The 22,360-nt window shown below is 40.0% G+C and carries 23 protein-coding genes; 5 read left to right on the top strand and 18 right to left on the bottom strand.

The window, feature by feature from the left end; translation table 11 throughout:
- Positions 1-24: 24 nt before the first annotated feature.
- From pyk to dnaE, 7 genes are all read right to left on the bottom strand, one after another.
- A complete protein-coding gene (gene pyk, locus IEV52_RS06160) occupies positions 25-1,779 on the bottom strand; it encodes a pyruvate kinase (protein WP_188402270.1) in 1,755 nt (584 codons plus the stop codon).
- A 96-nt stretch (positions 1,780-1,875) separates the two neighbouring features.
- Positions 1,876-2,835: a 6-phosphofructokinase gene (gene pfkA / locus IEV52_RS06155; protein WP_188401609.1), complete on the bottom strand. Its 960-nt coding sequence runs from the start codon at positions 2,833-2,835 to the stop codon at positions 1,876-1,878.
- 118 nt (positions 2,836-2,953) lie between these two features.
- Entirely contained in the window at positions 2,954-3,931 is a 978-nt protein-coding gene (accA, locus tag IEV52_RS06150; RefSeq protein WP_188401608.1) for an acetyl-CoA carboxylase carboxyl transferase subunit alpha, read from the bottom strand.
- A 2-nt stretch (positions 3,932-3,933) separates the two neighbouring features.
- Positions 3,934-4,788, bottom strand: a complete 855-nt coding sequence (gene accD, locus IEV52_RS06145) for an acetyl-CoA carboxylase, carboxyltransferase subunit beta (RefSeq protein ID WP_188401607.1) — start codon at positions 4,786-4,788, stop codon at positions 3,934-3,936.
- Between the two features lie 16 nt (positions 4,789-4,804).
- Complete coding sequence (locus IEV52_RS22650; protein WP_188401606.1) at positions 4,805-5,479, bottom strand: FadR/GntR family transcriptional regulator; 675 nt, start codon at positions 5,477-5,479, stop codon at positions 4,805-4,807.
- Entirely contained in the window at positions 5,476-6,717 is a 1,242-nt protein-coding gene (gene ystJ, locus IEV52_RS06135) for an NADP-dependent malic enzyme (RefSeq protein ID WP_188401605.1), read from the bottom strand. Before ystJ ends, IEV52_RS22650 begins: the two co-directional genes overlap by 4 nt.
- Positions 6,718-6,831: 114 nt before the next feature.
- Positions 6,832-10,236, bottom strand: a complete 3,405-nt coding sequence (dnaE, locus tag IEV52_RS06130; RefSeq protein ID WP_308464561.1) for a DNA polymerase III subunit alpha — start codon at positions 10,234-10,236, stop codon at positions 6,832-6,834.
- 140 nt (positions 10,237-10,376) lie between these two features.
- Here dnaE and IEV52_RS06125 point away from each other — a divergent pair, with 140 nt between their 5' ends.
- The 3 genes from IEV52_RS06125 (at position 10,377) to IEV52_RS06115 (ending at position 11,529) form a co-directional block, all read left to right on the top strand.
- Positions 10,377-10,709 carry a YtrH family sporulation protein gene (locus tag IEV52_RS06125; protein ID WP_188401604.1) on the top strand — a complete coding sequence of 111 codons (333 nt, stop codon included), beginning with the start codon at positions 10,377-10,379 and terminating at the stop codon, positions 10,707-10,709.
- A complete protein-coding gene (ytrI, locus tag IEV52_RS06120; protein WP_188401603.1) occupies positions 10,709-11,221 on the top strand; it encodes a sporulation membrane protein YtrI in 513 nt (170 codons plus the stop codon). Before IEV52_RS06125 ends, ytrI begins: the two co-directional genes overlap by 1 nt.
- A 122-nt stretch (positions 11,222-11,343) precedes the next feature.
- Positions 11,344-11,529, top strand: a complete 186-nt coding sequence (locus IEV52_RS06115) for a YtzJ family protein (RefSeq protein WP_188401602.1) — start codon at positions 11,344-11,346, stop codon at positions 11,527-11,529.
- Positions 11,530-11,578: 49 nt separating this feature from the next.
- On the opposite strand, the gene IEV52_RS06110 is transcribed toward IEV52_RS06115, so the two are convergent.
- Positions 11,579-12,526 (bottom strand): DHH family phosphoesterase, encoded by a 948-nt coding sequence (locus IEV52_RS06110; protein ID WP_188401601.1) that lies wholly within the window; start codon positions 12,524-12,526, stop codon positions 11,579-11,581.
- An 85-nt stretch (positions 12,527-12,611) separates the two neighbouring features.
- On the opposite strand from IEV52_RS06110, the gene IEV52_RS06105 reads away from it, so the two are divergent.
- Entirely contained in the window at positions 12,612-12,908 is a 297-nt protein-coding gene (locus IEV52_RS06105) for a YtpI family protein (protein ID WP_188401600.1), read from the top strand.
- Positions 12,909-12,952: 44 nt separating this feature from the next.
- Here the strand turns inward: IEV52_RS06105 and IEV52_RS06100 are convergent, their stop codons facing one another.
- The 7 genes from IEV52_RS06100 to IEV52_RS06070 form a co-directional block, all read right to left on the bottom strand.
- Positions 12,953-14,269: a DRTGG domain-containing protein gene (locus tag IEV52_RS06100; protein ID WP_188401599.1), complete on the bottom strand. Its 1,317-nt coding sequence runs from the start codon at positions 14,267-14,269 to the stop codon at positions 12,953-12,955.
- A gap of 83 nt (positions 14,270-14,352) precedes the next feature.
- Entirely contained in the window at positions 14,353-14,595 is a 243-nt protein-coding gene (locus IEV52_RS06095) for a hypothetical protein (RefSeq protein WP_188401598.1), read from the bottom strand.
- Between the two features lie 58 nt (positions 14,596-14,653).
- The gene (locus IEV52_RS06090) at positions 14,654-15,334 is read right to left on the bottom strand and encodes a metal-dependent hydrolase (RefSeq protein WP_188401597.1); all 681 of its coding nucleotides are present in this window, start codon (positions 15,332-15,334) and stop codon (positions 14,654-14,656) included.
- A 131-nt stretch (positions 15,335-15,465) separates the two neighbouring features.
- The gene (gene ald, locus IEV52_RS06085) at positions 15,466-16,590 is read right to left on the bottom strand and encodes an alanine dehydrogenase (protein WP_188401596.1); all 1,125 of its coding nucleotides are present in this window, start codon (positions 16,588-16,590) and stop codon (positions 15,466-15,468) included.
- A gap of 240 nt (positions 16,591-16,830) precedes the next feature.
- Positions 16,831-16,992, bottom strand: coding sequence for a hypothetical protein (locus IEV52_RS06080; RefSeq protein ID WP_188401595.1), 162 nt, complete (start codon positions 16,990-16,992; stop codon positions 16,831-16,833).
- Positions 16,993-17,061: 69 nt separating this feature from the next.
- On the bottom strand, positions 17,062-18,447 hold the full coding sequence (gene argH / locus IEV52_RS06075; RefSeq protein ID WP_188401594.1) for an argininosuccinate lyase: 1,386 nt from the start codon (positions 18,445-18,447) through the stop codon (positions 17,062-17,064).
- On the bottom strand, positions 18,444-19,646 hold the full coding sequence (locus IEV52_RS06070; RefSeq protein ID WP_188401593.1) for an argininosuccinate synthase: 1,203 nt from the start codon (positions 19,644-19,646) through the stop codon (positions 18,444-18,446). Before IEV52_RS06070 ends, argH begins: the two co-directional genes overlap by 4 nt.
- A 214-nt stretch (positions 19,647-19,860) precedes the next feature.
- Here IEV52_RS06070 and IEV52_RS06065 point away from each other — a divergent pair, with 214 nt between their 5' ends.
- Entirely contained in the window at positions 19,861-20,175 is a 315-nt protein-coding gene (locus tag IEV52_RS06065; protein WP_188401592.1) for a hypothetical protein, read from the top strand.
- Positions 20,176-20,203: 28 nt separating this feature from the next.
- On the opposite strand, the gene IEV52_RS06060 is transcribed toward IEV52_RS06065, so the two are convergent.
- The 3 genes from IEV52_RS06060 to IEV52_RS06050 form a co-directional block, all read right to left on the bottom strand.
- Positions 20,204-20,710, bottom strand: a complete 507-nt coding sequence (locus IEV52_RS06060) for a MogA/MoaB family molybdenum cofactor biosynthesis protein (protein WP_188401591.1) — start codon at positions 20,708-20,710, stop codon at positions 20,204-20,206.
- 17 nt (positions 20,711-20,727) lie between these two features.
- Positions 20,728-21,558, bottom strand: a complete 831-nt coding sequence (locus IEV52_RS06055; protein WP_188401590.1) for an EcsC family protein — start codon at positions 21,556-21,558, stop codon at positions 20,728-20,730.
- Positions 21,559-21,630: 72 nt separating this feature from the next.
- Positions 21,631-22,302, bottom strand: a complete 672-nt coding sequence (locus tag IEV52_RS06050; RefSeq protein ID WP_188401589.1) for a GNAT family N-acetyltransferase — start codon at positions 22,300-22,302, stop codon at positions 21,631-21,633.
- Between the last annotated feature and the right edge of the window lie 58 nt (positions 22,303-22,360).

Raw genomic sequence — 22,360 nt, 5'->3', positions numbered from 1 at the left:
CATTTCCTTCTCTTTTTCCTTATCTTAGATAACATTCTTTCTTCCATCATAGATGTAACCAACAGAGGCATCAATTGTGATCTCTTGTCCATCTTTAAAGATTTCAGTTGCATTTTGAAGTCCAACAATAACAGGGATGCTTAAAGATACACCGCAAACAGCAGCATGGCTTGTTAAGCCGCCCTCTTCCGTAATAACAGCTGCAGCTTTTTCAAACGCAGGCATCATATCACGGTCTGTGCCAACCGTAACGAGAATGGCACCTTCTGTCATCTTCTCCATAGCTTCTTGTGCTGTTTTAGCCACTATAACTTTACCTGATGCAGATGATTGGCCAATACCTTGAGCTCTTGCAAGTACATCCCCAATAATGTGAACCTTCATTAAGTTAGTAGAACCTGATTCACCAACTGGAACACCAGCAGTAATAACAACAAGGTTGCCATGATGAACCGCGTTTGCCTTTAATGCAGAATCAATCGCGATCTGGAACATTTCATCCGTTGTTCCAGCCTTTTCACCTTTAACAGGTGTAACACCCCAAACGAGTGCGAGTTTACGGCAAACATCTTCATTGCTTGTAACAGCGATGATTGGTGCCTTAGGACGGTATTTTGAGATCATGCGAGCCGTTTGTCCTTTTTCAGTTGCCGTGATCACTGCATCCGCATCTAAATTAAGGGCAGTAAATGACACAGATTGTGAGATCGCATCTGTAATCGTCGTCTTGCTTTCCTTGCTCTTAGAAGAAAGAAGTGTCTTATAGTTTAGTGAACTTTCAGCACGGCTTGCGATCTTGTGCATCGTAAGAACCGCTTCTACAGGATAATTACCTGCAGCTGTTTCACCAGATAACATGATTGCGTCAGTTCCGTCAAAGATAGCGTTTGCTACGTCACTTGCTTCCGCACGTGTAGGACGAGGGTTACGCTGCATAGAATCTAACATTTGTGTAGCTGTAATAACTGGTTTTCCAAGCTCATTACATTTCTTGATCAGCATTTTTTGTACAAGCGGAACTTCTTCAGCGGGAATTTCTACACCTAGATCCCCACGAGCTACCATTAAGCCGTCAGATACAGCAAGAATTTCATCGATGTTATCTACCCCTTCTTGGTTCTCGATCTTAGGGATAATTTGAATATGGTTTGCATTGTGTTTGTCTAGGATTTCGCGGATCTCAAGTACGTCTGTTGCACGGCGTACGAAAGAAGCAGCAATGAAATCAACACCTTGCTCAATACCAAACTCAATATCTTTTGCATCTTTATCAGTAATACCTGGAAGCTTAACACTTACATTTGGAACATTAACGCCTTTTTTGTTTTTTAGTGTTCCTGAGTTTAAGATCTTTGTAGTCAATTCATTCTGACCGATCGCTGTTACTTCAAGCTCGATAAGACCATCATCCAGAAGGATCCTAGACCCCACTCCAACATCTTCCACGAGTCCAGGATATGTTACGGAGATTTTCTTTTCGTTCCCAATAACTTCTTCCATAGAAACAATCAGTTCGTTTCCTGCCACAAGCTCAGCAACTCCGCCTTCAAGTGTTTGTGTACGAATTTCAGGACCTTTAGTATCTAAAAGAATCGCAACGGTTTTGCCAAGCTCCTTAGATGCTTCACGAATGTTCTTGATTCGTTGACCATGCTCTTCAAAATCACCATGTGAAAAGTTAAGACGGGAAACATTCATCCCAGCATTCATTAATTCTTTTAATTTATCTATGCTTTCGCTTGCAGGACCTATTGTACAAACGATTTTAGTTTTGCGCATCATATAATGGCCTCCTGATTTTCTTTTCTTTTTTCGCAAGAAGGCATCGCACGGGATATACAGAAACCTGCAGCCGTGCGATGCTGTTTTTGCGGATTATATGGATAATTCCTGAGATAATCTGTACATTTGTTTGTCAATCGAATGTTTTTGGGATAAAACTTCTGTAATGTCATAATCAACAAGTTTGTTATTTTCAATACCTACTGTACGCCCAGCTTTGCCCTGTAACAACAGTTCAACCGCTTGCGCACCAAGACGGCTTGCTAATACTCGGTCAAAAGCAGTCGGTGATCCGCCGCGCTGGATGTGTCCAAGAACCGTAACTCTCGTTTCGAAACCGGTAAGTGTCTCAATTTCTTTTGCGATATCTACACCGCTTCCGCAACCTTCAGCAACAATGATGATACTGTGTTTCTTTCCGCGTTCATGTCCTCTTTGAAGCTTTTGAACAACCTGCTCCATCTTATGTTCTTCTTCCGGAATTAGGATCGTCTCAGCTCCATCAGCTAGTCCAGCCCATAGAGCAAGGTCTCCTGCATCCCGTCCCATTACCTCGATAATATACGTACGCTCATGAGAGGTTGCTGTATCACGAATCTTATCAATGGCATCAATAATCGTGTTTAATGCCGTATCAAAACCGATTGTGAAATCAGTTCCAGGGATGTCATTATCAATCGTACCAGGAACACCAATTGTAGGATATCCTTGCTCAGATAACTTCTTCGCACCTTGGAATGATCCATCTCCGCCGATTACTACCAATCCTTCAATGCCAAATTTCTTTAGCTGCTCAATGCCTTTTTGCTGACCTTCTGGTGTTTTAAATTCCAGGCAGCGGGCTGAGTGAAGCATTGTGCCACCCCGATGTATAATATCTCCAACAGAACCTAACTCTAGTTTCTTTATATTCCCTGAAATTAGTCCTGCATAACCATTGTATATCCCATAAACTTCTAAGTCATGGTAGATCCCTTTTCTAACAACCGCTCGGATGGCAGCATTCATGCCAGGTGAGTCACCACCACTAGTTAGAACTCCTATCCGTTTCATGAAACATTTCACCTCTCTAGTTCTCTCGTCTTATTAAAATATCATGTTCAAATGTTGAACACAATAGACAACAATAGGCAAAAAAATGCGCCTTTCCTAAGGCGGAAAGGCACATTCCCTATTTAACAACAATGGAATCGTTTACAAACCCAAATTGTCCGATTTTTTTATATTTTTCATAACGCTGATTAATAAGCTCTTCCTGGGACATAGCCAATAAAGAATGAAGAGAAGTTTCCAAGACCTGGTCGATCAGCTCAGCTTGATGTTTTGCATCTTTATGCGCTCCGCCTTTTACTTCTTCAATAATTTCATCAATGATTCCCAATTCTTTTAAATCTGGAGCTGTTATCCTCATAGATTCAGCTGCCTTTTTTGCAAGGGAAGCATCTTTCCATAGAATAGCCGCTGCACCTTCTGGTGAAATAACAGAGTACGTTGAATTCTCCAGCATATGCACATAATTTCCTACACCAAGTGCAAGCGCACCGCCGCTTCCACCTTCTCCGATCACAACACAAATAACAGGAACAGTTAGTCCAGCCATTTCAACAAGGTTTCGAGCGATAGCTTCACTCTGTCCTCTTTCTTCTGCTGCTTTTCCGGGGTAGGCACCCTTTGTATCAATAAAACAAATGATAGGTCTATTAAACTTCTCAGCTTGCTTCATTAAGCGCAAAGCTTTGCGATATCCCTCAGGATGAGGCATACCAAAGTTACGGCGCAAGTTTTCTTTTGTATCCTTGCCTCTTTGATGTCCGATTACTGTAACGGGAATATCTTTATAAAAAGCCACTCCACCTACAATAGCCTCATCATCGCCGAAAAGACGGTCTCCATGCAGTTCGATAAAGTCGGAAAAAAGGTAACCTATATAATCAAGAGTGGTCGGACGTTCAGCATGTCTGGCAATCTGTACACGATCCCAAGGCTTCATATCTGAGTAAGTACTTTTTTCCAGATTAGACAATTTTTCTTCAAGCCTTTTAATCTCATCTGTTAGATCAATACCTTTCTCATCCATAAAAGACTTCAGCTCTGCTATCTTCTTCTCAAGTTCGTGTATCGGTCTTTCAAATTCTAATTCTGCCGCCATGCTTAACGCCTCCCTTCTGAATGAATCTTTAATAATGTGCCTAATGTTTTCTTCATTTGGCTGCGGTGGATAACACCGTCAAGCTGTCCATGTTTTAGTAAAAACTCAGCCGTTTGAAAATCCTCGGGTAATTCTTGTCGGATCGTTTGTTCAATTATTCTTCTTCCAGCAAAACCGATGAGAGCCTTTGGTTCTGCAAAGTTATAGTCCCCCACGGATGCAAAACTAGCAGATACCCCACCTGTTGTCGGATGAGTCATTACAGAGATAAATAATAACCCTCTATCGCTCAGCCTTTTAAGCGCTACACTTGTTTTAGCCATCTGCATGAGACTTAGAACACCCTCTTGCATCCTAGCACCGCCTGAGGCTGTAAAAATGATAAATGGCCTTTCGTTCTCAATTGCCTTTTCAATAGCGCGTGTAATCTTCTCACCAACAACTGAGCCCATGCTTCCCATTCTAAAACGAGAATCCATAACAGCCAAAGTTACATCCAGACCATCAATCTGACCTTCTCCGGTAACAACAGCTTCGTTTATCTTCGTTTTCTTTCGGTCACTCTCAAGTTTTTCTACATAATCCGGAAATTCTAAAGGATTTTTTGAAATCATATCTGCATCATATTCCGTAAAAGTTCCCTCATCGATCAGACCCGCAATTCGTTCCTGTGATGACATCGGATAATGATACTGACAAGCCTGACATACAAGCAAATTTTTTCTTAGCTCTTTTGTTACCATGATGTGCTTGCACTCTGGACATTTACTCATTATTCCTTCAGGTACATCCTGTTTTACTTTACCAGTCGGTATTGTGGCATATTTTTTCTTTTTAACAAACAAACCTTTGATCATGAATGAATAACACCACCTATTCGATGCGATAAAGGGCATCGTTTTGTTTTGATAACAAATTCGTTAGCTTCACGGCATTCTTTTGCTGAAGAAGTTGAAGAACTTCCTCACATAAGTCTGGTGGCCAATATGAATTTGTACGTTGCAATGATAACCCATAACCCGTAAGTTCCACATATAAACGATAAAGAAGATGATTGCCGCATGATTGAATCACAATTTTTTCAAATTGCTTACAGACTTCATATATTTTGCCTTGACCGCTTTTGTCCATCTGCTGAATTAAACTCTCAAGTTTGCTGATCTTAGAAGAATCACATCTTAAAACCGCAAGCTCTGTACACTCTTTAATGACAATATGCCTGGTTTCCTGTAGATCTTTCCTTGCTTTTTTATCGTTTAATATAAAGGAAGCCAATACTTCAACAAGCCTATGTCCTGTCGCTTCACATATAAAAGTGCCCTCTCCCCTTCTGGTTTCAATCAAACCTAGCAGCTCAAGAGCTCTTAGCGCTTCACGAACAGACGACCTTCCTACTTTTAATCGCTCACTAAGCTCCCTTTCGGAGGGGAGCTTGTCACCCGCTTGAAGGCCGTCTTCTACAATAATGGCTTTAATTTGTTTAAGAATTTCAATATATACTTTTTCGGTAGGCTGGACAGACATCCCTCTCTCCTCTACCGGTTTCATTCATCTTTTCCGATAATTGCAAGTCTCTTTGTCTTTTCAGCGATGTCTTCTGGATTCACACGTATTCTAGCAACACCTGTCTCCATAGCAGCAGTTGCAACTGCTGCTGCAACTGCTGGAGCAACACGAGGGTCAAACGGTGCAGGGATCACGTATTCTGCACTTAATTCTACAGGATTTACAAGATTAGCAATCGCATGTACAGCTGCAATTTTCATCTCTTCGTTGATGTGAGTTGCTCTTACATCAAGAGCACCACGGAAGATACCTGGAAATGCAAGCACGTTATTCACTTGGTTCGGGAAATCAGAACGTCCAGTTCCAATTACCATTGCTCCTGCTTCACGTGCTTCATGCGGCATAATTTCCGGATTAGGGTTAGCCATCGCGAAGATAATCGGTTCAGGGTTCATGGATTCTACCATCGCTTTTGTAAGAGCACCCTCTACAGAAACCCCTACAAATACATCTGTTCCACTGATTACATCAGCAAGAGTACCTTCTTGTTTTGAACGATTTGTAAATCTTGCTACTTCCTTTTTAACACTGTTCATTCCATATGGGCGGTCTTCATAAATAGCACCTTTAGTATCACACATGACGATATCTTTTACGCCAAATCGGTCTAGGAGTTTAATAATCGCGATACCAGCTGCTCCGGCACCATTTACAACAACTTTTATCTTAGACATTTCACGTCCTGTCAGTTTCAGTGCGTTTACGAGACCAGCCAGCGTAACAATAGCTGTTCCATGCTGATCATCATGGAAGATAGGAATATTTGTTTCTTTCTTTAAACGCTCTTCGACTACGAAACAATTAGGTGCTGCAATATCTTCTAAATTTACTCCTCCAAATGTCGGCTCGAGTAATTTAACTGTTTCAACAATTTTATCCACATCTGTTGAACTTAAACAGATTGGGAATGCATCAACCCCAGCAAAACTTTTAAAAAGAACAGCCTTTCCTTCCATAACAGGAAGCGCAGCTTCAGGCCCAATATTGCCTAGACCTAATACTGCCGTTCCATCTGAAACAACAGCAACTGTGTTTCCTTTCATCGTATAGTCATAGACTTTGGATTTATCATCATAAATATCCTTACACGGTTCTGCAACACCAGGAGAATAAGCAAGGCTTAAATCCTTTGCATTACGTACGGGTACCTTTGACTTTGATTCTAACTTTCCTTGATGTATGCGGTGCATGTGTAGTGCTTCTTCTCGTAATGTAGACATCATTTCATCTCCTAATGTTTTTTAAATTTAAGGTCGATGAGTCAAATTAGGAGGTGGTCAGACCACTATTATTGACTCATTAATTATAACAAATGTTAACAAGCTGTAAAGTTATTAATTTCTTCTAAAGACGACATTACCCTTACCAATAACAGATTGCAATTCTAAAAGCAGGTTCTCATCAGCATGTACTTTTTGTGAGATTTGAACTTTTTGCCTGTTTTCTTCATAGATGAGTACAACAGGTATGCTGCCTCTAGACTGCTCCAAGATCGTCTTTACTGCATTTAGATGCTGGGGTGACTGATGGTGCTTATCAATTTTTATAAATACAGTAGGTTGATCATTGGTTTTGAGTTCTGAAAGCAGCTTACATCTATTTATAAGTATCTGTAGTGATTCGTTACGCTCTTCCACACTTCCTTCTAAAAATAATTGTTCTCCTTTTTGCAGAATACCGTGATAGGTCTCATATACTTTTGGAAAAGCTACTGCCTCTATCTCTCCGCTTTCATCACTAATGGTAAGAAAGGCCATAAGTTCCCCTTTTTTTGTTTTAATGACACGTACCTTGTCCACTAGAACGCCAAGACGGACAGAGGACGTTTTCTCTTGTATCTCACGAACATTTGCCGCTTTCCAGCTTGCTAAGATAGATCGATATCTCTGCAGCGGATGAGAGGAAAAGAAGAAACCAAGTGCTTCCTTCTCAAACTTAAGTCTTTCACCGTTTTGAAACGGCTGAACTGACACATAAGATGGTTTAGGGAGATTGATATCATCATCAAACAGATACATTTGATTCTTTCGTGAGATTTCTTGAAACTCTTCACCATATTCGATTGCCGTTTCAAGAGAAGCCAGCAGTACTGCTCTGTCTTCCCCAAGATCATCCATGGCTCCAGCAAAGATCAACGATTCAAGTGTTCGTTTATTTACTAATTTTTGAGGACATCTTGCACAAATATCAAAAAGGTCTTGAAATGGTTCTTTTGCATTCTCTTCCATTAACGTTTTTATTGCATTTAGACCAACGTTCTTTACTGCTAATAGTCCAAATAAGATTTTAGATCCTTCTGAGGAAAAAACAGCACTGCTTTTTTTTATAGAAGGAGGCAGTACAGGAATTCCCTTTTGTTCTGACTCTTTTATATACTGATTAACTTTATCATGATTGCCAATAACGCTTGAAAGTAATGCTGCCATAAAATATGCGGGATAATTAGCTTTTAAAAAAGCGAGCTGATATGCGATTACACTGTAAGCTACAGCATGGCTTCGTGGAAATCCGTAATCAGCAAACCGAACAATAAGATCATATAAAGCATCAGCAGACTTTTCATCATAGCCTTGTTTTAAACAGCCTGCAACAAAATGTTCGCGCTCCCTGACTAAAATATCACGTTTCTTTTTACCAACCGCTCTTCTTAATAGATCTGCTTCACCAAGTGTAAATCCTGCTAGTTTTGTTGCAATCTGCATAATTTGCTCTTGGTAGACGATTACACCATACGTGGACTTTAATATCGGTTCAAGATCCGGATGCATATATTCAACGGTCTTTTGCCCGTTTTTTCCTGCTATATAATCTGGGATGTTCTGCATCGGACCTGGTCGATAGAGTGCGTTTACAGCCACAATATCCTCAAACTCGGTTGGTTTAAGCTGCTGCAGAACTTTTCTCATCCCGTCTGATTCTAACTGGAAGACACCCGTGGTATCACCTTTTGCAAGAAGGTCGAACGTCTTTGCATCTGTAAAAGGAATATCATTCAGATTGATTTTCACTTTTTCGTTCTTTTCAATAGAGACCAAAATATTTTCAATTAAAGATAAGTTTCGTAAACCTAAGAAGTCCATCTTTAAAAGTCCGGATGCCTCAAGCCATTCCATACTATATTGTGTGAGCGGTATTCCTTCATGCCCCGCCTGTAAAGGGACCTTTTGAACGAGTGGAGCTCCTGATAACACAACTCCTGCTGCATGTGTAGAAACATGCCGAGGCAATCCCTCAAGTGTCATGGCAATACTTACGAGTTTCTTTACATCGGGATCTGCATCATAAGCTTGCTGTAATCCAGCCGATTCTTTTAATGCATCCTTTAATGATATCCCTGGTCTAGAAGGTATTTTCTTAGCGGTTAAATCTATAAGTGAAGGCGCAAAATCCATTACTCTTCCGGCGTCTCTTATGGCAGCTCTGGCTGCTAGCGTACCAAAAGTAATAATTTGGGCAACATAGTCTGTTCCATATTTTCTGGCTACATATCTTAAGACTTCATCCCGGCGGTTGTCCGGAAAATCAATATCGATATCTGGCATTGTAACACGCTCTGGATTTAGAAACCGTTCAAAAATAAGTTGATGATGTATTGGATCAACGTTCGTAATCTCGAGAACATAAGCCACTAATGAACCTGCAGCCGACCCTCTACCTGGGCCGGTGATCATCTTTTCGTCATGTGCAAATTTCATGAAATCCCAAACGATCAAAAAGTAGTCTTCAAAATTCATATTCTTAATGATATTTAGTTCATAAGAAAGCCTTTTTTTAATCTCAGGCGTAATGGTTTCATATCTCTTTGAAAGACCCTTTTCACATAGCTCCGTTAAAAATGCATTGCTGTCCAAATGACTTGGAACAGGGTACTTCGGAAGGGCGATCTCCCCAAAAGTGAGTTCTAATGAGCATCTCTGTGCAAGTTTGGCCGTTTCTTCAACTGCTTCTGGAACATGTGAAAACATCTGTTCCATCTCAAATTGTGATTTTAGATAATACTCGCCTGTTGGAAGTTTATATCGCTCAGAATTATTAATTTTCTCACCTTGTTTAATGCAAAGAAGAATATCATGTGCATGTGAATCTTCCTTATTCACATAGTATGTTTCATGGGTACAGATCAACGGTATGTGAAACTTCCTTGAGAGTGCTTGCAGCTGCAGGTTTAACGTTTTTTCAAAGCCTGTTTCATGGTCTTCAAGACCGAGATAGAAGCGCCCAGGAAACCAGTACATATAAAATTCAAGCAATCTATTTATTTGATTTTTTTCACGGTCTTCTTTAGATAGGTACTGTTGGATCTCTCCTTCTGGACCAGCGGAAACAGCAATCAGTCCTTCAGAATGGATTGAAAGTTCCTCATGAGTAACCGGTGAAACTTCCCCTTCCTGCTTTGTTTGCATAAGGGTTGTAAGTTTTAATAGATTTTTATACCCGTCCATGTTCATGGCATATAGAAGAATTTTGTATGTAGACCGTATTTTGGCTTTATTGTTTTGGTGCTCTTTGCCTATTTCAGCTTCCAACCCAATAATCGGCTGTAGTCCTGCCTTTATACATGCGGTGTAAAATTTTAATGCACCGTACATATTTGCTTTATCGGTCAAAGCCAATGAGGAATAACCCATTTCTACTGCTCGGGTAATAAGCCCTTCAATACGGCAAGAGCTTTCTAGAAGCGAATATTCACTATGTATATGCAAGGGGACAAATCCCATACCTTCACTTCCTTTTCGCACCTGTTTGCACCTCCATTATAGTACAGAAGTCTGTGTGTGTTAATGAAACAGGTTTTATCTGTCAAGTTTTCTGATTCTATTATGAAACGAGCATACTCTGTAGTTGTTGTCCATACATTGAGTAGGAGAGGAGGATTCTCATGGTACGGGATTTTTTTGCTAACATAATCTTAGATTTTGCTATTGCTTTTGGTGTACTATTAGGCGGTGCATTAATCGGCGGACTCGCGGCTTTTCTTGTAGGGAAAGCTCCGATACTAGAAATGATGGAGCTGGCTAAAAAGCTAAAAATATGGGCGATCGTCGCTGCGATTGGCGGGACATTTGATACCATCACAAACTTTGAAAGAAGTTTTGAAAACGGAGCGACGATTGAGATCTTTAAACAATTAACTTATATCTTTGTTGCAATTGCAGGAGCTAACACAGCCATGCAGTTAATTCAGTGGCTCAGCCAGGAGAATATCAACTGATGAGGATTCCCCCGCTATATCAACGAAAAGGCTACCAGCGTTTTTTTGCTGGCATAGCGATTGGATTTATTATCGGCTGGGCGTTTTTTTTAATACAAGGCGGTTTAGCTCATGAAAGGCTAATCCATAGGATCGATGACCAGAAACTCATCATTACAGATTTAGAAAAGAAAAACGAAATCCTTACGTCTGATGATGAAAAAGCGAATAAAGAACTTGCAAAAAAGTTTAAACTGCACGAGATTAATGTACGTTTCTCAGAAATAAACTCTAAGAAATTATCTAATCTAACGAGGGTGCATTTAATAAAAGCGGTTGAAGATGATCTCGAACATTTAATGGGAGAAGATACAGAAACCATTGCTAAAAGTAATACTTTACTTTTCCAGGCTATTGAAAATAAACCCTATCGTATTGATGATGATGAACAAGCTTATAGAGTTAATATTGACCATCTTTATTTATACAATGGCATACTTAGAATTTATATATCAGCAAAAGCAAGTGAATGATTATGCATAAATAATGGGTGAAATATTACGTTTTTATGAATCTTTGGGCAAAGAAATAGCAATCCCTCCTTATTTTGTATAAAATACGAGTAATAAGAAGTGAATATTGGGGGGAAAACTACATGATTATTAATCGAAAAGAACTTGCCCGTGAAAAGGTGAAGGAATTACAAAATGGCTTCTCAGCATTTGCAGAAACAAAAGAAGTAGCAGACCTAATCAAAAGAGAGCTTGCAAAGTTAAACTTAAAAGTGCATGAAGATGTAACAGATGTTGGCTCTTGGTTTATCCCTGAAAAAGGAAACTAATTTCACACGCTCTCATTACGTGTAAAAAGGCCCCCCGATGAGGCCTTTTTTATTTTGCTTTATATTCTTTACAAAGTTTTCTAAGCTCAGCAAGCACCGACTGCGTTTCCTCTTCCGTATAAACCGTTGCTCCTGACGCTCTCGGATGGCCTCCACCATTAAATTTCACAGCAACCTTATTCACGACCGGTCCTTTTGAGCGCAGCCTGACTCTGATCTGATCAGGCTCATCTACAAAGAAAACCCACGCAAGGAGCCCTTCAACATGAGAAAAAGAGTTAACAAGAAGGGACGCTTCACTAGCACTCGTGTTGAATTCCTTTAATGTATCACTTGTTAGATGGATATAGCCCACACAATCATCAACAATGGAGAAATGCTGTAATACATATCCGTTTAACCTTACTAGTTTTTCTGATATCTTGTACAAATTTTCATGAACCTCAGATGGTGAAAACCCTGTCTCTAGTAGAAGAGCCGTGTACCGATGTGTTTTCATAGAGGTGTTCGAAAATAAGAAACGTCCTGTATCCCCTATTATTCCAGCATATAAAAGCCTTGCTCCCCGGTCATTTAACTTAAGACCTGAATCCGCTCCTGAAAGATATAGATCCATAATCATTTCAGAAGTAGAACTTGCTGTTGTATCCACCCAGACCAGATCTCCATACGGGTCTTCATTCGGGTGATGGTCGATCTTGATAACAAAATCTCCTAATCTGTAACGCGGATCACTGATACGAGGAGAGTTTGCTGTATCACAAATAATGACTAAAGAGCCGTTATACATCTCATCTTCAATCTCATTCATTTTGTTTAGAAATAGTAGCCCAGCGTCTTCTTCCCCTACTACAAAAACTTCCTTTTCGGGAAAACTTGCTTGAATAATAGAAGCAAGGCCGCCTTGTGATCCTAGTGCATCTGGGTCTGGTCTAACATGACGATGAATGATAATTCGATCATATTGTTGAATTTTCTTTAAGATTTCCTCTCTCATAGCAAACTCCTTTTTGACGTCGTTGTGGCAATTATGGTTTTAAACGTTTACAATAAAGTGGAGTAAATACGTGGGGGAATTTTTAATGCCGATTTTTATTATTCTTATTATACTTTCTTTTGCTCTATATGTGTTTTATAAAGTATCAGAAGTACGTGCAAAAGAACCTTTCTTAAAACGCTGGACAGGAACAAAAGCAAAAATGGCACTCGGTGCATTCTTAGCTTCATTCGGATTGAACGAATTAACAGCGGTTGAAGGCCGTGTGCAATTATGGGTCGCACTTATCTTTTTAGCATACGGTATCGTTCTGTTGATCATGAACTATAAGATGTATAAGCATTTTCTTACGCTTGCACGACAAGAAGCACAAAAAAATTAAAGAAGTTATTGATAAAAAAGTCCCTTATACAGGGACTTTTTATATTATGAACGGTGATCTAGCAGCTGAGCCATCATCATCGCTTTTCCAACAATCTTGCCATCATGATGGATCTCTACATCAACTTTTCCAAATTTGCGGCTCACTTCTAGCACTCTTGGAATCAATTCGATATCACTATCAATCTGAACGGGCTTAATATAGTAGAAGGTTACGTTCTCAACAACGAGATCACCTTTTTTAATTTTTCTTAAAGCTTTACGTGCTGTCTCAGTGACTAATGTCATTAGTACACCGTATGAAACTGTCCCTAGATGGTTTGTCATCTGTGGGGTAATTCTGCAGGAAAATCTTATTTCATGGTCTGACTTTAATTCTTTTAATTCTGTTGTGATCAGGTCGTCGAAGGTTGCACCAACTTGCGGCTGCTTCTGCATCATCTGCATAGCTTTTAATACATCTTGCCTTGTTAAAATTCCAATCAATTTATGAGAAGAACCTATTACAGGAAGTAATTCGATTCCTTCCCAAATCATCATATGAGCACATGCGGCAACCGACGTTTTTTCGGTAACCGTTAGTGGTGCACGTGTCATCACCTTTTCTACTTGCATGCTCATAGGTACACCAATAATGTCCTTGGAGGTAACAACACCTGTGACACGATTAGATTGATCAACAACAGGATAACGGCTATGCATCGTCTTCTGATTCAACTCATGCCATCGCTGTACTTTATCATGTTGAAAGAGATAGTGAGTTTCATCGATAGGAATTAATATATCAGATGCCAAAACGATATCCTTTTTGATTAAACGATCATGAATGGCCTTGTTGATCATGGTTGCCACGGTAAACGTATCATAACTCGTTGAAATAACCGGCAGCTCAAGTTCGTCAGCAAGTCTCTTCACTTCATCCTCTGTATCAAAGCCCCCTGTTACTAGGATCGCACTGCCTGCTTTAAGTCCTAATTCATGGGCATTTACCCGGTTACCTACGATTAATAAGCTGCCCGCGTCTACATATCTCATCATCGCTTCTAGTTTCATGGCGCCAATGACAAACTTATGCAGTGTTTTATGAAGTCCTGCCCGTCCGCCAAGCACTTGTCCTTCAACAATATTGACCACTTCAGCGAATGTTAATTTTTCGATACTGCTCTTTGCTTGCCTTTCAATACGAATGGTACCCACACGTTCGATGGTACTAACAATTCCCTGGTTCTCAGCTTCTTTAATCGCACGATAAGCAGTACCTTCACTTACGGTTAAATCTTTAGCTATTTGCCGAACGGAGATTTTTGATCCGACATCAAGGTTCAAAATATGCTGCAATATTTGTTCATGCTTTGTTAGCATTACATTCACCGTTCCTTTTTACCTGTATCTATCTGTTTTTGTTAATTGACTAATACAGATTATACAGGCATTAAAACAGAAACTCAACTTCCCGTGTGCATTCTTTTTCTCGTTTTTTGATTTTCAAGACTACTTTGTTTCTTGATGGCCTTTTTATTGAAAGGATTTCTTTTAAATAGAATACTCATCAGTAACATACACGCAAACCCGCTCCATGCAAAGGTAAATATCTTTTGCATAGGCGGTCCATCGAATGATAAAACCGGAATGGCTACATAAAGCAGCACGATTAACATTAATAGCTTTGCGATTTTTTCCTGGCTCATAATAAATACAACCTCCCTTACTATCATTCGTATGCATAGAAAGAGAGGTTAGAATCAATTATACGTTTAAGCTTTCACCGCTTTGAAGCACCTTTCCCTTATTACCGAGTTTGGATGTGAAAGTACTCTCTGGATCTTGCTCAATAACAGGGAACGTATTGTAATGAATAGGAACAGTCAAGTTGGCACCGATCCATTTTGCAGCAATGAGGGCGTCTTCAGGACCCATTGTAAAATTATCCCCTATCGGCAAGAAGGCTACGTCTGGTTTCTCAAATTCTCCGATCAATTTCATATCTGAGAAAAGAGCTGTATCTCCTGCATGGTATAAAGTTTTGCCACCGTGTGAAAATAAAATACCTGCTGGCATACCGGTATAGACAACCGTGCCGTCTTCTTGTGTAAAACTTGAACCATGGAAAGCTTGAGTAAACTTTACTTTTCCAAAATCAAACGTGCGGCTTCCGCCAATATGCATTGGATGTGTTTCCACTCCTAGTGATCCGATATATTCTGCCAGTTCAAAAGGTGCTACAACTAAACTGTTGTTAGCTTTTGCGATCTCAACTGTGTCACCAACATGATCATTATGGCCATGAGTCAATAGAATAACATCTGCTGTAATGTCTCCCACTTTAATAGCAGCTTGTCCGTTTCCGTTAATAAAAGGGTCTATCCAAATCGAATGATCTCGCGTTTTAATCTCCAGCACTGAATGTCCGTGATATGTTACTCTCATCTTACCTGCTCCCTTCAATCAATTGGTTTACTATATTCTTCTATCCTTACATACCCTATTATAGAATGAAAAAAAAGTCCGATTCCAGTGAAAAGGAATGTGGACTTTTTATGTTTTTTGTATGATGTTTATTATTTTTTCTGAGTCAGTATGGATGCTGCATCCATATAATCGAGCTGGTGTGCTTCAGCAACAGCTTTATAAGTTACAAATCCATCTAACGTATTAATCCCCTTTAACAATGCCTCATTATCTAAACACGCTTTAGCGTACCCTTTGTTCGCTATTTGCAGGGCATATGGGACCGTTACGTTTGTAAGACCGATAGTCGATGTTCTAGGAACAGCCCCAGGCATGTTTGCTACTGCATAATGCAGAACACCATACTTTTCATACGTCGGATTATCATGTGTCGTAATCCGGTCAACCGTTTCGAAAATACCACCTTGGTCGATGGCTACATCCACAATTACAGAGCCTGGCTGCATCCCTTTAATCATCTCTTCTGTAACCAGTTTAGGCGCTCTTGCCCCTGGGATCAGCACTGCACCAATAACCAAAGCCGATTCTTGTACAGCAAGTGCGATGTTAAGCGGATTAGAAATTAGTGTATTAATCTCAACACCAAAGATATCATCTAGCTGACGAAGACGTTCAGGATTCAAATCAATAATTGTGACATCAGCTCCAAGACCCATTGCAATCTTAGCAGCATTTGTTCCTACCACTCCGCCGCCAATTATCGTTACCTTGCCGCGTCTTACACCAGGAATGCCACTTAAAAGGATACCTAGACCGCCTTTTGGCTTTTCTAAAAACTGAGCCCCAATTTGAGCAGCCATTCTTCCTGCTACTTCACTCATTGGCGTAAGCAATGGAAGTGTTCCGTTCGGGAGCTGCACTGTCTCATAGGCTATTCCAATAACTTTATTATCTATTAATGCTTTTGTTAATTCTGGTTCAGGGGCAAGATGCAAATAAGTGAAAAGAATTAACCCTTCACGAAAAAAACAGTACTCTTCTGGCAATGGTTCTTTCACTTTCATAACCATTTCCATCGACCATGCTTGGGTCGGTGTCTCAACGATCACTCCGCCGGCACTTTCGTATTCTTCATCTGAAAAACCTGAGCCAAGCCCTGCACCTCTTTGTATAAACACTTCATGACCAGACGCTACGAGATTTAAAACGCCTGCAGGTGTCATTGCTACCCGATTTTCATTATTCTTTATTTCAGTAGGTACACCTATTTTCACAGCATTCCCTCCCTGATCTTTATTGGAAATTTTTTCTTCATATCTATAGTTACCATACCACCAAAAAAACAAAATAAAAAGTTGAATATTTTTGAGGATTTATTTATTTGAAGACAGCATTTAATGTGCCCGTTTTAAGCTGGAATAATACATGGAAGTCGATCGGAGCCTTATTCGCTAAACATTGATTCCATACGCAAAAAGGATGACTCATAGTGAGTCATCCTACCCTTATAACTGCTATTGAAGACTTTCATCCTCATCCAACTTCGTACGCTGCTGACCTTGATCTACTTTATCAACGACCCCGCTTTGGTAAGCTTCCGTCAACTGCTGATGTACGGTCATCTCGCCTTCTAGATCGTATTCGAGCTGTTGGTTCGGACGTTTTTCATTATCCATTGAAACTTCCTCCTTGAAAATTAAAACTTTAACCATAGTTTTTGTTTTGAGGGAGAAAGTTAATCTAGGTTAATTTTTGGAAATGTACATCTTGGATTTAGCTGAATCGATTTGCTGGCGTACAGCATCAAATCCTGTACCGCCTTCAGAATTTCTTCTCTCAACAGCTGTTTTTGGTGAGAGTGCATCATATAAGTCTTTTTCTACAAGCGGGCACCACTCTTTATATTCCTCGATGCTAATCTCAAGTAGATAGCATCCTTTTTGAATACAATGAAGTACCATCTGTCCTACAAGTTCATGTGCTTCGCGAAAAGGAATTCCTTTTTTCGCAAGATAATCTGCAAGCTCTGTAGCATTTGAAAAATCTTGATGAACCGCTTTGTTCATTTTTTCAACATTGATCTTTATTTCATTCATCATACCTGTCATGATGCTTAAGCACCCTTTTACCGTTTTAACGGTGTCAAAAACAGGTTCTTTGTCTTCTTGCATGTCTTTGTTGTACGCAAGAGGCAGCCCCTTCATTAACGTGAGCAATGATACTAGTGACCCAAATACTCGGCCGCTCTTACCACGGATCAATTCAGCCATATCCGGATTCTTTTTTTGCGGCATCATGCTGCTTCCGGTTGTGAAGCTATCGCTGATCTCAATAAATCCAAATTCTTCGGAGGACCAAAGGATCAGTTCTTCACAGAAGCGTGATAGATGCATCATAATCATGGAGGCATTGCTGCAGCATTCAATCGCAAAATCCCGATCACTCACAGCATCCAAACTATTAGGGTACTTGCCAGAAAAGCCGAGTTCGGTCATCGTAATATTTCGATTGATATCAAAGGTTGTTCCTGCTAGAGCTCCAGCACCAAGCGGCATGATATCAGTTCTCTTCAAGCTGTCTTGTAGCCTTTCTTTATCACGATCAAGCATCCAAAAGTAAGCTAACAGATGATGGGCGAAAGAAACTGGCTGTGCGCGCTGAAGGTGTGTATACCCCGGTATAATCGTTTCAACATGTTCATCTGCAAGATTTAATAGTGACTTTTGTAATTCTTCAATATGGTCCATGATCAGCAATGTTTCTTCTTTCACATAAAGATGAAAGTCTGTTGCCACTTGGTCATTTCTGCTTCTCGCTGTATGAAGTTTACCGCCGTCAGGTCCAATGTTATCCGTTAGCAGTTTTTCTAGGTTAAGATGGATGTCTTCGTACTTCACCGAATAAGAAAGTTCCCCTTCTTGCTCTTGCTGCTGAAGGGAGAGCAGACCCTTCTTTATGTTTTCATAGGCGCTTTCTTCAATAATTCCGCACTGAAACAACATTTTGGCATGGGCAAGACTTCCTTTAATATCATGACTTGCTAATTGCTGGTCAAACGAAATGGATGCACCGAACTCATCTACCCATTCCTCTGGCTGTTTTGAAAAACGTCCTCCCCATAACTTTTTCACACTTTCACCTCATTTTTTTGAACCATGCTGCTTACTTTCGTTGGCAGACCCCACAATGAGATAAATCCTTTTGCAGCGGTATGATCAAACGCATCGTCTGACGTATACGTTGCCAGCTTCTCATCATATAGCGAATATGGTGATTTTCTGCCTTCTACAATGGCGTGACCTTTAAAGAATTTAACACGCACTGTACCTGTTACATATTTTTGTGTTTCATCTAAAAAGGCTTTTAAGGATGCGTTTAGTGGAGAAAACCATAGTCCTTCATAGATTAATTCTGTCATCTTCTTTTCAATGATCGGTTTAAAATGAGCGACTTCCTTTACTAAAGTCAGATCCTCTAGCTCTTTATGCGCTTTGATAAGCGTAGTTGCTGCAGGGCATTCATATACTTCACGTGATTTAATCCCGACTAATCTATTTTCCACATGGTCGATACGTCCAACTCCATGTGCGCCTCCCCATGCATTTAACTGATGGATAAGGTGATCAAGTGACACAGTTTTACCGTTAAGTGACACCGGCACCCCTTTTTCGAATCCAATTTCTACGATTTGTGGCTTATCTGGTGTATTCTCTAACGAAGCTGTCATTTCGTAAGCTTCTTCAGGCGGTGCAGCCCAAGGATCTTCTAAAATCCCGCACTCATTGCTTCTCCCCCACAAATTCTGATCAATAGAGAACGGGTTTTCTTTTTTGATTGGTACCGGGATATCATGCTGCTTTGCATATTCAATCTCTTCCTCACGAGACCAGCTCCACTCACGTACTGGTGCCAGCACTTCAAGGTCTGGCGCTAAAGCTGCAACAGATACTTCAAAACGAACTTGGTCGTTGCCTTTCCCTGTACAGCCATGCGCAACAGCTGTCGCTCCATATTTTCTTGCTGTCTCAACTAACTTCTTAGCGATCAACGGTCGGCTAAGAGCAGAGATCAACGGATACTTCCCTTCATATAATGCATGCGACTGAAGAGCAACTAATGCATATTCCTCAGCATATTCTTTTTGTACATCTAACACAATGGATTCAGATGCCCCGATTGATAATGCCTTTGATTGAATAAAAGGAAGGTCTTTCCCTTCACCAACATCTAAACATAATGCAATAACCTCAAATCCTTTTTCCGCTAACCATGGAATAGCAACCGATGTATCTAAACCACCAGAATAAGCTAAAACTACCTTTTTCCCCATATGAAATCTCTCCTCCTGAAATCCCTAAATATAAATATTTTGTTTATATTTATACATATATTCTTATAAAAATACCATTTATGATAGTTCATACAATAACATAATTTCTGTAGTGATTGCAAGGTTATTCTTAAAAATGAATAAAAATAACATCAATTATTTCTCTCGCATCAACGAGTTACCTTTTGTACAATGGAAGCAGAGGTGATTTCAATTGCAGAATAACTTTGTATGGGATGAAAGGCTTGGAATCTCCCTGCCACATTTAATTAGACCATGGGAATTGTATGATAAAAGAGAACAAGCTTCTATTCTATTGCAATGGGAAAAAATAAGAGGAACAATCCCAGATCGGATCGGAGAAATTGAGAAGCATATCAACATATTGCAGGATCAGTTATCTACCGAAGAAAGCTTTGAGCTATCATGCGAGTTGAATTATAAGATAGCTGGTTTAGCATCAGTCATAAACGACCTTTGGCTGTGGTACAGATTGAATCAAGATATAACTTCAAAAATTCACGGATAATAAAAAAGAGGATGCTTAGGCACCCTCTTTATTTTTGAAGTTGTTGGACAACATGAGCGATTTCGGGCAAGATCAGTTTTTCCATTCCTAGCTTAACAGCTCCGGTTGAACCGGGCAGAGAAAAAATTGCCGTTCTCTCCTTTACACCTGCAGCTGCCCGGCTAAGCATGGCACCTGAACCAATATCTTCTGTATAACTGAGCATTCGGAACAACTCTCCAAAACCGGTTATTTCTTTATCAAACATTGGTGTTAAGGCTTCTATCGTTACGTCTCTAGAAGCTATGCCTGTCCCACCGTTAAAAAGAACAACATCAATACCTTCATCCTGAATGCCGAAATGGGCAGCCTCTTGAATAAATTCTTTATCGTCACTGACAATCCGATATTCAGAGATCACATGCCTCTGTGCTTCTAAGTACGACCGAATCAGCTGGCCGCTTTTGTCGGTCTCTTCGTTTCTCGTATCACTTACAGTCACGATCATACATCTAACCATCTTCGGGGCAAGTTCTTTATGTTCTTGGACACTCATAGAAAAACTCCTATTTCTTAATATTTCTCGAAGAGATATCTCTTTTGATAAAAATTGTGTGCAATTTCTGTAATCTTTCTAGACTGCTGGTAGTTCATGACCGCACCAAACGCCATGCCGAAGATAGGAAGTCCTTGTGTCAGTTTCTTTCTGAGAAGCAGAATGGCCATCATCTTCACAGCTTGTTGAACCGGATGCGACATCCATGATATGTCCGCTATGACGTCTTGACCCGCGTAAAAAATAGGATCTTCTTCTTCCCTGATCTCTGCCATAAGCTCGTTCCATTTTTCCTTTTGAAAACGTTTGGGCATCGTTGCAGCATGATAGACTTTTAGAGATCTCATCATCTCAGATGGTTTTTGAATGTCATATCCGTAATGCATAGCAATGGATTGCACCGAACGTATGCCGAGTGTGACCATTGCTGGAAAGTCCGTTCCTAAGAAAAGGAGTCCTCCAGTCCCTGCGAGTCCACCTTGGGAGAATGATAATAAGCGATTTCTTGCGATCTGTTGATCTGCCATATAAGATAACTGATCGATCGAGCACTTTTTCAAATCTTCAATTTCAAAAATATCATCTCGAAAGACTCTCGCTTCGGATAAAAGCCTTTGTTTTGTATCGAGTTGGAATTGGGAGTTTTGTATTAGAGCATGAATATGGAACAAGACAGCATCAACATATTCGCTAATCGTCTCCTGCATCTCTTCTGAAAGCCGATCCATCTGTCTCGTTGCCCATTTTTCATAAGTACGGCCAAAATCTGTCGGTTCATATGTAAAAAATTGTTCTTCCCATGCACTGACCTTCTGCCAGATTTGTTCTTCGCGCTCTGTTAGTGGCATACTTCTCCTCCTTTTAATCCTTTTTTATAGTGTATTATAATCTGTTGTTGAAGTAAAAAAATCTACAGCATTTCATGTGCTTTTTAAAAAGGGGTTTCTCCATTCCATTAGTAATGCATAGTTACAAGATTCATCGTCCACTAAATAATCAGGAACTAAAACAAGTGGCGTTCTGCCGCAACGAAGCAAAAACGAGATCACCGGGTCACGAAGCTCCCCGCTTACAACTTTTTCAATATATTCTTCTGGGGTAAGATCCTGAGCATGTTTATAAAAACCTGGCATCCTTCCTCCACCTAATAAGCGGCTTAATTTAAGATGAACAACCGTTTCATACATAGACTGCATAAGGAGTTTCCCAAGATCCAGTTTTCTATAGGAAGGTCTAACACAAATATCAACTATATATAATGTATCTCCATCTCGATCATGATTTTTAATATATCCGTTATCTGTTATCTCTTCCCATGAATGATCAGGATGCTCCAGATCAAAGTTTACTATGAGGCCGGTAACGGAACCTGCAAGGATTCCATCGATCTCTACACAAAGAGCTCCTTCCGGAAAAAGCGAAGTATGATTGGAGAGCTGATTCTCATTCCACCATAGATCTGAAGGAAACGGCGGTGGGAAGCTTTCTTTTTGAATTGAAATAAGCTCCATAAAATCATCTTTATTGTAATTTCTTATCACAGCTTTTAAATGTTTACCGTTCGCATATAAGTATTGTTCCTTTTTGTACATGACAGTTCTCCCTTGTTATAGGTGCACACTATTTTAAGTACATAATAGGATTTACGCG

The sequence above is a fragment of the Fictibacillus barbaricus genome (assembly GCF_014635025.1).
Classification (GTDB): domain Bacteria; phylum Bacillota; class Bacilli; order Bacillales; family Fictibacillaceae; genus Fictibacillus; species Fictibacillus barbaricus.
The sequence above is the reverse complement of the archived record's forward strand: the minus strand, read 5'-3'. Positions and strand labels throughout refer to the sequence as shown.

Coding starts and splice junctions, on each gene's coding strand:
- accA (WP_188401608.1), bottom strand. CDS start 3,931: ATGGCGGCAGAATTAGAATTTGAAAGACCGATACACGAACTTGAGAAG.
- IEV52_RS06110 (WP_188401601.1), bottom strand. CDS start 12,526: ATGAGAGAGGAAATCTTAAAGAAAATTCAACAATATGATCGAATTATC.
- IEV52_RS06080 (WP_188401595.1), bottom strand. CDS start 16,992: ATGGATAATGAAAAACGTCCGAACCAACAGCTCGAATACGATCTAGAA.
- IEV52_RS06115 (WP_188401602.1), top strand. CDS start 11,344: ATGATTATTAATCGAAAAGAACTTGCCCGTGAAAAGGTGAAGGAATTA.
- IEV52_RS06090 (WP_188401597.1), bottom strand. CDS start 15,334: ATGAGAGTAACATATCACGGACATTCAGTGCTGGAGATTAAAACGCGA.
- pyk (WP_188402270.1), bottom strand. CDS start 1,779: ATGCGCAAAACTAAAATCGTTTGTACAATAGGTCCTGCAAGCGAAAGC.
- ytrI (WP_188401603.1), top strand. CDS start 10,709: ATGAGGATTCCCCCGCTATATCAACGAAAAGGCTACCAGCGTTTTTTT.
- IEV52_RS22650 (WP_188401606.1), bottom strand. CDS start 5,479: ATGAAACCGGTAGAGGAGAGAGGGATGTCTGTCCAGCCTACCGAAAAA.
- IEV52_RS06070 (WP_188401593.1), bottom strand. CDS start 19,646: ATGGGGAAAAAGGTAGTTTTAGCTTATTCTGGTGGTTTAGATACATCG.
- IEV52_RS06125 (WP_188401604.1), top strand. CDS start 10,377: ATGGTACGGGATTTTTTTGCTAACATAATCTTAGATTTTGCTATTGCT.
- ystJ (WP_188401605.1), bottom strand. CDS start 6,717: ATGTCTACATTACGAGAAGAAGCACTACACATGCACCGCATACATCAA.
- IEV52_RS06095 (WP_188401598.1), bottom strand. CDS start 14,595: ATGAGCCAGGAAAAAATCGCAAAGCTATTAATGTTAATCGTGCTGCTT.
- IEV52_RS06105 (WP_188401600.1), top strand. CDS start 12,612: ATGCCGATTTTTATTATTCTTATTATACTTTCTTTTGCTCTATATGTG.
- accD (WP_188401607.1), bottom strand. CDS start 4,788: ATGATCAAAGGTTTGTTTGTTAAAAAGAAAAAATATGCCACAATACCG.
- IEV52_RS06060 (WP_188401591.1), bottom strand. CDS start 20,710: ATGAGTGTCCAAGAACATAAAGAACTTGCCCCGAAGATGGTTAGATGT.
- IEV52_RS06055 (WP_188401590.1), bottom strand. CDS start 21,558: ATGCCACTAACAGAGCGCGAAGAACAAATCTGGCAGAAGGTCAGTGCA.
- pfkA (WP_188401609.1), bottom strand. CDS start 2,835: ATGAAACGGATAGGAGTTCTAACTAGTGGTGGTGACTCACCTGGCATG.
- IEV52_RS06050 (WP_188401589.1), bottom strand. CDS start 22,302: ATGTACAAAAAGGAACAATACTTATATGCGAACGGTAAACATTTAAAA.
- IEV52_RS06100 (WP_188401599.1), bottom strand. CDS start 14,269: ATGCTAACAAAGCATGAACAAATATTGCAGCATATTTTGAACCTTGAT.